This is a genomic window from Bacteroides sp. MSK.20.82 (assembly GCF_019052485.1).
Classification (GTDB): domain Bacteria; phylum Bacteroidota; class Bacteroidia; order Bacteroidales; family Bacteroidaceae; genus Bacteroides; species Bacteroides thetaiotaomicron.
In genome coordinates this window covers 56,035-68,458 of sequence record NZ_JAHQUN010000030.1, presented here as the reverse complement: position 1 = coordinate 68,458, position 12,424 = coordinate 56,035, and the positions used below count along the sequence as shown (strand labels likewise).

Genomic DNA, 12,424 nt, shown 5'->3' with positions numbered 1-12,424 from the left:
GTTACAAATACTGAGCATCTCATTGACTGATAAGACTCATCTGAGAGACCTCTTTAATAAAACTAAATTTCAAAATGACAAAGAACGATTCGGACCAAATGGGCCAAGGTTGTTTAATTTTTAATTCGTCCCAATTTTAATGGGACACTAATGATTTAAAATAATAAATCAACTATATCATATTGCTCCGAATATACCTTCTAAAAGACATTAAGATTCTAATTATTCCTTTTCCAACAACCTGATAAAATAGGCACCTACTACAGTACGCCCCGTAAATCCTACTATAGTTTTCCCATCCGTATTTATCAAATCAGCCATTGGTGTGCGATCTGTAGTCTCATTCATAAACTTATGAAGCGGCAACATAAGCTTACGGAATTGCATACGGTCAGCACTCAACGAAGCAGTCCATACTGTCCAATCCACTTTCGTATAACTATGTCTGCTATCCAACGGACATCCAAACTCATTCATCTTAGTAAGATAGAAATCCGTCTCTTTCTGAATAACTCTCTTCGGGAAAAGATTCAAGCCAAGCAGCCTGTCCCACACCAGATTATACTTCATCCCCCAACTATCCGGTTGGTCAAAAGCCAGTCGGTAATGGTCACCCGCATAAGCAGCCATTTCCCATTCTTTAGCCATCTCACCGGCAGCATTCATATACTTCTCCGCTTCTTCTTTCTTATTCAGCATTTCTGCCAGACGTGCATATGCTGCAATACCCAGAATACCTTTGGCGGATAAATTAGCATGATGAGGACAGTCTCCTGCAAAATTATCTGTAGTAAGCTGATCACCGGTATCCGTGCCGTTTTCCAATAAATACTCAGCCCATTGAGTCAATGTCTTCCAATGCTTTTCTGCATACGAAGCATTCTTTTCCATTTTAGCAATAGCAGCAGTCATTATCAATCCGTTTCCTGCTTCTTCTACAGGCATATCACCACCTATCGTCTGCCCGTTTACGATAGGATATCCTCCTAAATCATGCGGAGGAAATGGCTTTCCCCATTTCCCGCTTTCACTATAATAAAAGAACGGATTAAGCATCGCTTTTACCAAATCGGGATTGTAGCGAAGATATAGTGGTGAAGCCGGATAATATTCATCCACCGGACCTACCTGCGGAGTAAAATAAAGCAATTCTCCATCCGAATCTTCAGACATCTGGAAAGCGGATACAGACTGACGATAAGCCAAAGCACAGAGTTCAGCATATTCTTTTCCTCCGGCAAGGTAAGCATCCGCCATCAATTGACGGTCAAAAGCATAACATTTTGCCATCACTTCTTTATAATCTTTCTCTGCATCTGCATACAAATCTTCTATGCTTGATTTTCCGTCTTTATTCCAATAAGGTCTTAAGTCCTCGCCGAAATAAGCCATTGTATACAGTCCGTCAAAGGCTGCAGTGAGATGTTGCGGGAAATCGCTGTTCATATCCAGCTTCTGTGCAAATGCAGCATAGCGTTTCTCGGCAGACTTTCTCATTTGTTTCAGATCTCCCTCTTTCATAAAGTATGCCCTCATTTCGGCTGCATCCCCCTGTGCACAGGTCACGTCATCCTTTGTTCCCAGATAGAAATATCCCCATGACCGTCCATCTTTCTCTTTATCCACCCATAATTTCTGATTTTCCTGTCCGGTCTTCATCAGAGCCAGTCCATCCTTTTCATATATTTGTGTAGATTGTCCGGCACGAAATGCCTTGTGCGGGTCTATTTCAAAATAAACAGCAACATCATGTTCTTTGCCATCCAATGCTTTAGCCTGATAAGAGATATAATTGACCGGACGGGCAAGTGTCTCCAGATCGTCCAACAGATAAGGAGCGGTAAAGCTAAGTTTCAGTTCTACATCTCCACATTCGAAGGTATAATGTGTTTGGGTTGCTTGCACATCGACAGACGTTTGTTCAGCTTCCCTCAATTCTGCATATAGTCCGAAGTCAACCAATGCACCTCCCATACGATTCTCACAATGAGCGGCAATCACGGCTTTCCCATCTTTCATAGTTTCTGCAATAGAATCCGGGATATTTACTCTGAGATCACTTTTCCACTCATATCCCGTGCTGACCAGTTGCATTCCATTCACATACAATTGAAATACATCATCATGGGAATAGCGTAAATACAGTTGCTTGTTTTTCACCAACGCCGGGTCGAATGTCAGTTCGCGCCTCACCCATATATTAGGTGAGAACCAGGGAGTATGCACATTTCGTTGATCATCCGTGCCGAAGGCCGCCTGTCCTTCTGTCCATGTTGTATCGTCAAACTCTTTGGCTTCCCAATTTTCCTGAGGTTGCTCCATAGTATATCTTCCCGTCCACTCTTTTTCATAAGAGATGGGGGCTACCTTTTCCACCGGCATAGTCGGTTCCTCGGCAAAGAGTCCGAAGTCTACCAATCCTCCTCCCACACGATTCTCACAATGAGCGGCAATCAACGCTTTTCCACTTTTCATTGTTTGCAGAATTGAGTCCGGGACTTCCACTTTAAAGTTTGCTCCCCAGTCATATCCGGTATTCACCAATTGCTTCCCATTGATGTACAATTGAAATACATCGTCATGAGAATAGCGCAAATAAATCTTTTTATGCTCCAGAAGATACGGATCAACTTCAACCTCTCTTCGTACCCAAATATTAGAAGAAGTCCATTGTGTTCTTGCTTCCCACATGCCAGGCGTGCCAAATGCCCCTTCTGACAATTGCCAGTACTTGTCATCAAAATCCGGTTGCTCCCATCCTTCATCAGGAACTAATGAAGTGAACTTTCCTTCCCACTTTTCATGGTCAAGCGCCATCGGAGCGATAGCTTGCATCGGCAGTTCTTTACTACCCATAAAACGGTACATAGCACCGTCTACCCGTAAGAAGCCAACAAAAGGAAGTTGTGTGCTGCCGCCAAAAGTCATATTCTGTTTGTTCAGTTCATCCGTCATAGACCAAAGTTTCACATGCGGATGCAAAGTTAATAACGGATAAGCAGGCGCACGAAGGTCACTTTTAGTAGTTTCATCAGAGTAAGGAGTACTTTTGCAAGCTGCCAATACTGCTATTAGCAGATAAATGAATGTTTTATTCATTAGTGTTTTATAAATTCTCATTCGGTTACTATATTTATTTCTATTATCACACAATAAACAATCCGTAGATTCCTAAATGCACAAGCGAAGTGATTGACAACAACCGTATTAATTCCATATTCATTCTAGTTTTATAGACATATTCATTTTTTGTATTTCTCTTTCCATTTCTCTTTTCATCATCCTAATAGTAGTTGTCTTAATTTTCATCGGTTTGCTAATAACGGCCTCAGCCATAGCAAGCGATCGTTCTTTTTCACCATTCGTTTTGTATAAATGGAATAGTTTATAAAGAGGTAGAAAGCGCGAAGGGCACATCATAGATGCACTATTATAATATTTTTCCGCCAGTTCAGGTTTGTTAAGCTGCTGGTAATTTTCCCCAATTATTAACTCTAAATCATAATCTGCCCAATATTGACGACATTTTAAAGCCACTTCTAGACTTTCGGTATATTGCTTCATTTCTTGAAGAACAGCAGCATAATTATAGAGAAAATAGGGATTACTCACAAACATCTTTTCTAATCTCTCATAGGTTGGAAGAGTTTCATTATATGACTTACATAACGCTAGCGTAGAAGCTTTTCCCCAGTCTAATTCTGCTTGAATACGTTCGAACAATTTACTACTCCCGAAAAGAGAATATGTAAGTATGAACATACAAGCTATTTTCTTTATTAGGATATTAGAAAATAAAGGTTTGATATATTCACTAGTTATTATGAATATGCTTAAAAATGTCACAACCCAAACGAAAGGATATGCAAATGGATAAGAAAAGAACGAGAATATTCCTATTGAAGACAAAGAATAAAAGGCTATTTGCTTTTCTACACTTGGATTCTTCCTATAGCAATATATAATTATTACCATCAATAACAACAATACTAATAAACCAATAATCCCAAAATTTAAAAGAAGTCCAAGATATTCATTAAATGGTTGTTTCACATTATCTGCCAACATAGAAAAACGGCTTTGTCCGCATTGCTTAAAGAAATTTGCCTGATAATCCAAATAGTGCGCTTCGAAACTACCCAACCCATGACCTATCCAAGGAGCATCTTTTACCATATTTATACCACATTGCCAAATCAGCAGTCTACCATCGGCTGAGTTTTTCTTCATCCAATAGCAACCAAACAACAATAATATCAGACTGCTACATAATAATAGATACTTCCAAATTCTTTTCTGTTTAAGCTTTTGAAACAAAAATATCGCAATTACTATTGCAACACTAATAATTCCAGCTCTTGAATATGATAGTACAATTGCTATTACAACAATAATCCCTAAAAAACATACTAGATACCGTATTTGCTTATTTTCATTTAATAATTGGAATACAACAAAAAAGGGTAAACTGACACAAAGACAAGCAGAAAATCCCGTAGGATTTTCAAAACTCCCCATTATCTTATAAAAAGTATTAAAGGTGGTTATATTAAAACATTGAGACAGACCATATATTGCTTGTAAACTAGAAACAATAACAATACTCATCCCAGCCAATCGTGTATCAAATTTTACAGATTTTCCTAATAACATTCTAATTGAACAATATATTGTTATAATTAAAACAAATAAGATCGTATATAACCATTTAGAAACAATATAGGGATCGGTTATCTGGGTAGAATACATAAAAACACTACCAATGCAAAGAAGAGCAAAGCCGATTTGAGTAATACTCACTTTTGACATATAAAAACTCATTATTACTTAGGAATAAATAAAAAGTTGATTATAAACCACAAAACATTAAGTATTTATTCCTAAGTTTTCATCTACTTATTTTAACACATAACATGTCTTCTAAGCACATCCAAGACATTTAATAGAACCACAAGAAAGGCTAAAATGCTAGGAAGATATTCTTTCAAGCCTTTTTTCTTTTTAGGAACTTTACTTACTGTATAAAGAAAAAGAAAGACCCACATTAACACATAAACACCTGAAATATACCAGTCATTTATCAAATAATTATAGTTTCTATTAATTGTCATGAGCAATACAGATAGTATAGCTAAAACTATAAAGATATTATAATACCTCATTTAGCGATCTATAGCATTTGACAAACAATCATAATAACTACGATCAGCAAGAGTTGTTGCATAGTCATAGCCAGCAGAAGCACCAATAGCACAAAGACATACACCAAGCCCCCCCGTTGCACAAGAACAAAGGAGCATAGATGATAGATAAATAGCAGAAGCATAAGCGTAGTCTTCATCATATCTACGCTTACATTCCGCTTTAGTAACACCTCCTGCACTTTCACCCGGACTTTTTAGCAATAGATGTTGCATAGTATTCTGCGAATTATCAGAGAATCTAATAAAAACATTCATTTTTTCGGACTCATCTAACAACTTAAAACTTTTATTAGCTAATAGTTCCTGTCGTGCATTCTCTACCATTAAAGCCTCTTTTTCAATGTCAACCTTACTCACAAGTTCTATCATATAATCATCATTATTTAAGTTATTCATAAGTTCATCAAATTCTTCTGGAGTCAAAGTTGAAGTATATGATTTTAACTTCTCAGCAAGTAACATACAGTTCATTCCGTAATCTAATAATTCATCAGATTCGGCTATAGAATTGACAATTGTTGCACGATTATCCATTGATTCTAGGTTAGCTCTCATTTCTAATGATGAGTTGGGATTAGCAACAAAATCGTCATTCTCCGAACTACAACTTTGTGCAACTAACGCCACAAATAGAATCAATACTGATACGCTTAAAAAAAGGCTTTTCTTTCTCGAAATCATAATTTTAAAATTTAATCATTAATAATTATTTACTTATTAAACTTGTTCATCTTTACTAAATCATATATCGCTAGCTTAATAAATGACAATTAGCAAAATAAATCAAGTTTTTATTAAAATCATATCTGAATTTACTTCCAAATTTGTTCAGCTGCTGTATACACAAATATTCGTTCCTGTATTCCTCGTGTATTGTTACATAATAAAAGTAAAGCATTCACTGGAATTTTGATATAAATCAGCGAGTCCGCTTTAGACCTTTGGTCTCCAAGAGATTTCCAATTATTCCTCCTTGCACAATAGAATAACTCATAATCATCACCCGAACGAATATAGTTATCATAACTCCGAGGCGTATAAACAATTCTTCCTATCTGCTTAGGAGTTCCAAGATCAAGACCTGACCAACCACCGGAAGGTTCGATATAATCAAAAGAAGTTGTGACATCCCCATCAAATACATTTGTATACTCATGCGAACCATCTTTTTGAAAACATCCGGGAGTACCTATAACTTTACCTTTTAAAGAAGCGGTATCATTAGGAGTATAAAAAGCCGCCTCCGCAATATTACAGTGTGAATCTTTGGGACCTATATATCTGACATAGCGATACGATTTTGAAGAATACGATTGAACAACAGTCTGTAGTCTTTTCGGTTTCTCGTTTATCAAGTACAAGACTTCTTTTTCACGAAAATCAGGATCATTGCTTCCTTCAAATGTTCCGCCTATCATACGATTCAAAAACATCTCATCTGCCCGCAAAGTATATTTTGCAAACAAAGTAACATCCTGTACACTATCCGAAGGAGTGAAAAAATGAAACTCATTGGAAACATTTATTTCAAAAGGATCGGTCCAAAAACGAAGTCGTCCTCGCTCGTAAGTGGCAACCCGCATGACGGGTCCTTTTTGTATATCCGTAAAGACAATGTTTTTACCATCGAACTCTGTCCATGCAACAGGCTCCCAATCCATCCGTTTGCTGGCACATAGATAAGCAATTCTTGAACGTGGCTTACCTTTATATAGAGCGTCCTTTGGTATGTGGAGTTCTTTCTTGAAATCTTTGGTATAAGGGAAAGTAATATCTACGATATGCGGATCTTTGAAAAGAGGAACAATAGCAGTATCCAATTTCAGCATTTCTTCCTGCATAGCACGATTCAGACTAAAGGTATTGCGATAGACCTTTATCTTGGGCATTCCACACATTGCGTCTTTTCGTACTTCACTCACACCGTTAGGAAATTCATGATAATAAAGTATGCCATACTTATCTGAAAATGCTACCCATTGATGGCTATCATTCTCATCACCGCGAATCGGCATGAAATCAATTGAACACGGAATACCCAACGCACGACAAACATAAACGACAAAGTCTGAAAGTTCCCGGCAACTACCTGCTTTCAGTTGCGCAACTTCCGGTCCCACATGAGGAAGGCTGGCAGGAACGGCAGTAGTAAATACCACTCCTCCTTTACGAATTGAATCGAGCAAACAACGGGCTGCCACAATCGGGTCTTCTTTATCAAGTACTCCGGATGCACGTAAAGAATCGAGCAAAGGATTATACTTCTGATAAATAGATTCACGCCAGCTAGTCAAGGTCTCGTCACCAATACGATAAGGAAGAAGATATTCACAAAAATCTGCAAACGAAACATGTTTCCCCCATGGTTGTTCCTGCCACACCTTAAATGACCATTCAATATTATTACATAAATAAGCAGAATCAACAGTTTCAATATCTCTATAGGATTGCAAAGAATCTAAATACAATGCCCCATACATGTGACAAACAGAGTCAGCCACTACTTGGGGAGAAATCCCCAATCCACGTGTTTCCTGTAGTAAAGTATAGTAAGTAAGATATCGGTCCAACTGCTTGCCCTTATAATAGGTGTAATAAGGCATGTTCTCTATCAAAAAACAAGCGGCCTTATATTTCAAACTATCCGCCGGATCAGTTTTATAATGAGATAAGACCTTTTCCAGTTCCACACGGTTCTCTCCTGCCTGCTGAAGAGCGGTTTCAAGGAATGAAACCATTGGAGTGCATTTTTCTTTTTCAGCACATGAAAAGAAAAAGAGACTACCAATTGCTACGAGCAAAAAGACAGATACCAACTTTGTGAATATTTTCATAATTATCAGAAAAATAGAGATAAATGATTTCGTGTTATTTTTCTGCAAATTTACAAGTTCTTTTGCCATAGAAAAAGAGGGCGTTACACTCCTACAGCATGTAGAATGTGCCACAGGAGGATTACAGCGAGGATATTTTTTTATTTTCCCTAATATTGTAACAACCGAAATACCCCAAACTTTCCTTCTCTGACCACATATTATCCTTTTTTGAATGAATATTATCCTTTAAAGTGATACCAACATTCAGCCCTTTCAGATTTGACATCCTAATAGTATAGATCAAACGCTGTACATCTTTAGTTCAATCGTAGTACATCGTCTACTCCAACGTTGTACATCTTTTACTCAACTGATGTACAAGAATCAGACAACTTAAGTACTTCTCATTATCAAGTCTTGTACTTATCAGTAAGTAGTTAAGCTTAATTTTTTATTTCGGATAATAACGACTGGACTAAACCTTAACAACGAATGTGTTACACCAATAAGCTATCATATAGCGCCTGTGAGCTTTCTAGGAGCGATTCTCCTTCATATTTTACACTAAATTGTAACATCACAAACATGACCAAATTGACACTAGACCAAATATTTTCCTTTTATTGAATGATTATTATCCCTAAAATAAGTCTATTTTTCGTTACTTTGCATACACATTTAAATAAAACAGAATATGATCACAAAAAAGAAAAAATACACTTTGTATTATGTAATGGCATTAGCCTGCGGACTGGTAGCTTCCTTTTTTATTTATAGTTGTAGCGCAGACGGATATTACTCTGACGAAATAGAAAAAAACGAGGTAACTAATACACGTGCACTTTCATCAAAAATGATAAATAATGGAAGCACTCTTATTGATTCCATCGCCAGTTCAGATGAATTTTGGGAATTCGAAATGAGCTCCGAGCTTTTAGCAGATAAGTTCCATGAGTACACTTCAACTTTAAGTGAAGAAGAATATGACAAACTTATGGAAAATCTGAATGATGATGACTACGTGGAAGACTTCATGAGGAAAGCCAATCTAGAAAATGAACTACAGCAACTGGCAAAAGCTAAAGAAAACCTGAGTAAACATACAGGATTTTTAAGATTAAACGCAGATGAACGGACACAACTCTTTATACTATATGCAGAAAGTAACGAACTTACAAAAGTAAAACTCCTGAAAACACGCGAAGAAGGAGGAAGTACTAGTAGCTGTGAAGAACAAAAACAAGCAGCATATAGGCAGGCAAAAGCTGATTATGACAATGCTGTCGCTAACTGTCAAAATGGTGCAATGCCATCTGGTTGCTTAACACAGGCAGCTGCAAAATATGACAGAAACAAAAGGATTGCCGACAGAGGATATGAGAATTGTATAAAAAAATAAAGCGTGAAATTAATTCGATATATAATTCTGTACAACTTAATGTGGTGCATCAGTATAGCGATGTGCTACTTAGATCGTTTTATTTACAACATAAATTATTCTCTTCAAGACTTCCTTATTACTTTCTTTGAACTTCTAGCATGGATTGTGCTCATAATCGGAGCCATCGACACATTCCCTCAAAACAAATATTCGAATAAACGCGTATGGTTTTACTATGCTATTATGGGAGGATTTATATCAGCAATCCATTCTTTTATAGGACTAATAAACATACTAGAGATTACCTAATGTAACTCCTGCAAAAAGGTTTCCATGTCCTCATCTTCTATACTTAAGCTCGCACGGACACGAGACCTCATGGCACGGCAAGCACCATCGCTAATATCAAAAATAGACAAAATCTCTTTCTTAGTTTTCCTCATCCTAATAAGTACACAATATACAATATGACGTGGAGGAATTTTTATTTGCTTATCTTTTAACCAAACAAAAAAGTCAGGATCAATCGCACGGCATCCTTCTATTAATGTAAGGTTCTCACTGGCAGTTAATTGATATATAGATTGATTTTCTAAAAGTCTGCGCACAAATATGACGCCTTCCAACACAGGTGGAGGAGAAGACAGCAGTTCCTGAAGCCGTTTCTCTTGAAGAATTGTTTTTTGCCGTTCAATTTCCAATGAACGATAGAATGAGATAGACAACTTAACTATCCCTGCTATTGCCAAACCGACAATGACCAGCACAGGTAAAGTATAAGCAGATAGTACAGGAGCCAATTCAACGTGAACCTCCTTAGGCATAACAACATAAATCTGATTTGCAACAATCAACAAAAAGGCAGCAATGCATTGCCAATCAGTTATCTCGGAGGGTAATCCAGATGTTCCTTTCTCACGAAGTGTCCATAGGAGTGCGCCCACAAAGAGAATCAGCCACGCAAAAAGATAAAAAGATGACGAAAATGCATCAACATACATTCCTGGGAAAAACATCTGAAACAGATAAGCAGCCAACAATACAAGGCAACAGAGCAAACCACCTGCCAACCTACTCTTTATAAAGTCAGCGAATTGTATTGTTACTCTTTTATTCATCGTATCTTATTTTAAACACTGCAAAGATAAAACATTCCCATTATACAAATCCATTAACAGGCTATTTTATTTGAGCATGAATATGAATAAAACAATGATTTACCTATGTCGGAAACAACCAATATAGAAGAGCAAGAAAAATAATGTATACCAATATTCTTATCTCTTTGTATATTTTATTATGACGGAGAGGATAATCTAATATCACTAAAACAATGAACCAAATAGCTATCATTTTCGTTGGAAGCTGTTTATTCAAAGGATCACCAAAAAGTAAAAAGAAGCCTGCCAACACCAATATAATATTGATTATCAAAACAACTGCATATCTCATATTATTATACATTTAAGGAAATACAAAATAGAATACACAGAGAAGCACTGTGGCTATAATGTTCCTTATCACCCCATAAATTTTATTATGACGAAAAAAGAAGTCAAGCAGCAACGTTACAAGATACCAAGCTATTACGACTTGCGTCAAATCATATTGCCGTTCCAAAGGGTCCATGAATACTATACATATATCAATAGACATCAACACAATGGTTATGATCCAAACCATTGTGTTTTTTATAGTTATATTCATTTTCAATGATAGATAAATCTGTCCAATCAATAATAGACTTTCTTGTTTTCTCTGGAAAGTACCAAATAATCGTCCACTTTTACATCAAAATAAGACTTAGCTTTACCGTCGTCATTGGAAGGTAATTCCTCTTTATCAGCCAGCGCCTCTATTATATCAATTTCCTTCACGTTCTTTTTCAATTTGGGGAACAACAGGCTGACATATATGTATTTACGATCACAACCTTTAATAATCATCAACTTATCCATAGGTGCGCCACCATCGTATCCTCTCACCATGTATTCATCACCGGTTTTCTTATCTACTATTTTAAATCCCGGGCTATAGTACATCCATTGCCAGTCGAAATAGATGGGTTGCAGGAACGTAACTTTAGTATCATCTTTCCTTCTTTCAATAGAATGCAATAAAGGCTTTGTACCCATGCCATGCTCATAGGTTCTATCGGCAACGATCTCTATGCTATCTTTAGGAGCTGTATAAGCCGCATCAAATAACTTTTGATCGCGTGTCTTGGCCTGTTCGGCAGCGTCATCCCTTACCAACTCTCTTGATTTCTGAAGCTTCGGCATCATTTCCTGCACCATTTCCATTGACAGCTGTTGTATCATCGGCATTGATTCAGTTGCAACGGCAGTTGCAGTCTCCCCAAGTTTTCTTCCCGCAGGAGATTCATAAAAAGCAACCACTTTTTTCAGTTCATCCAATGTCATGTGTTGCTGGTAAATAGGAGCATATACTTCCATGACTTTATCTTCAATCTTCCGTGTCCATTTTGAAGCAAAATCTTTCCAATAAGCCTCATCTTGTTGGAAAGGCCCATTTTTCATACTCGCCATCAATTGAGACATTATAGCTTCAGAGGATGCCGAACTGCCGGAAAGCGTCATGATCTTTTTTAGTAAAGTTTTGTACTCGTCGGTCTGGTCTGAATTCTGAGCCGAAGCCGGTAAAATAGAAGTAAGCGATGTGGCTACGCAGATCACCATTAAGAAAAGGATTTTTTTCATCATATAATAGTTTTGTTGATGAAGTCAAGTTAACTTCATTGTGTTATACATTCTTACAAATATACTCTAATTATTATTAGAATACAAACAAATAACGGACATAATTATAAACTGCGGCAATTATTGTCTGATTTACCGGAATTTCTTTATTGCATTCCCCAAGTAATAAATAGGGTGTCTGTATTGAAATCAGACTTTTTTAGATTAAAACAATAGGACGATTGTTACAATTCAATGGATAATACCTTTTTTTTGCAATGATAATAGTTTGAATATCAATCATAAACCACAAAATCAAGTGTA

At 36.9% G+C, this 12,424-nt stretch carries 7 protein-coding genes and 1 pseudogene; 2 read left to right on the top strand and 6 right to left on the bottom strand.

The features are described 5' to 3' along the window. Positions 1-124 (top strand): annotated as a pseudogene (locus tag KTR07_RS19640) (IS4 family transposase); the annotation flags it as partial. 98 nt (positions 125-222) lie between these two features. Here KTR07_RS19640 and KTR07_RS19635 read toward each other — a convergent pair. From KTR07_RS19635 to KTR07_RS19620, 4 genes are all read right to left on the bottom strand, one after another. Then, positions 223-3,120 (bottom strand): glutaminase family protein, encoded by a 2,898-nt coding sequence (locus tag KTR07_RS19635; RefSeq protein WP_217315481.1) that lies wholly within the window; start codon positions 3,118-3,120, stop codon positions 223-225. A 99-nt stretch (positions 3,121-3,219) separates the two neighbouring features. Next, positions 3,220-4,809, bottom strand: coding sequence for an O-antigen ligase family protein (locus tag KTR07_RS19630; protein WP_048698923.1), 1,590 nt, complete (start codon positions 4,807-4,809; stop codon positions 3,220-3,222). Positions 4,810-5,162: 353 nt separating this feature from the next. After that, positions 5,163-5,885: a hypothetical protein gene (locus tag KTR07_RS19625; protein WP_008767153.1), complete on the bottom strand. Its 723-nt coding sequence runs from the start codon at positions 5,883-5,885 to the stop codon at positions 5,163-5,165. A gap of 131 nt (positions 5,886-6,016) precedes the next feature. Then, positions 6,017-8,038 carry a transglutaminase domain-containing protein gene (locus tag KTR07_RS19620; RefSeq protein ID WP_048698944.1) on the bottom strand — a complete coding sequence of 674 codons (2,022 nt, stop codon included), beginning with the start codon at positions 8,036-8,038 and terminating at the stop codon, positions 6,017-6,019. 676 nt (positions 8,039-8,714) lie between these two features. On the opposite strand from KTR07_RS19620, the gene KTR07_RS19615 reads away from it, so the two are divergent. Beyond that, the gene (locus KTR07_RS19615) at positions 8,715-9,419 is read left to right on the top strand and encodes a hypothetical protein (protein ID WP_118337156.1); all 705 of its coding nucleotides are present in this window, start codon (positions 8,715-8,717) and stop codon (positions 9,417-9,419) included. Positions 9,420-9,706: 287 nt separating this feature from the next. Here the strand turns inward: KTR07_RS19615 and KTR07_RS19610 are convergent, their stop codons facing one another. Together KTR07_RS19610 and KTR07_RS19605 are read right to left on the bottom strand one after the other, a co-directional pair. Continuing rightward, positions 9,707-10,519 (bottom strand): hypothetical protein, encoded by an 813-nt coding sequence (locus KTR07_RS19610; protein ID WP_118337157.1) that lies wholly within the window; start codon positions 10,517-10,519, stop codon positions 9,707-9,709. Positions 10,520-11,134: 615 nt separating this feature from the next. Beyond that, a complete protein-coding gene (locus tag KTR07_RS19605) occupies positions 11,135-12,124 on the bottom strand; it encodes a DUF2059 domain-containing protein (RefSeq protein WP_080973979.1) in 990 nt (329 codons plus the stop codon). Positions 12,125-12,424: the final 300 nt, after the last annotated feature.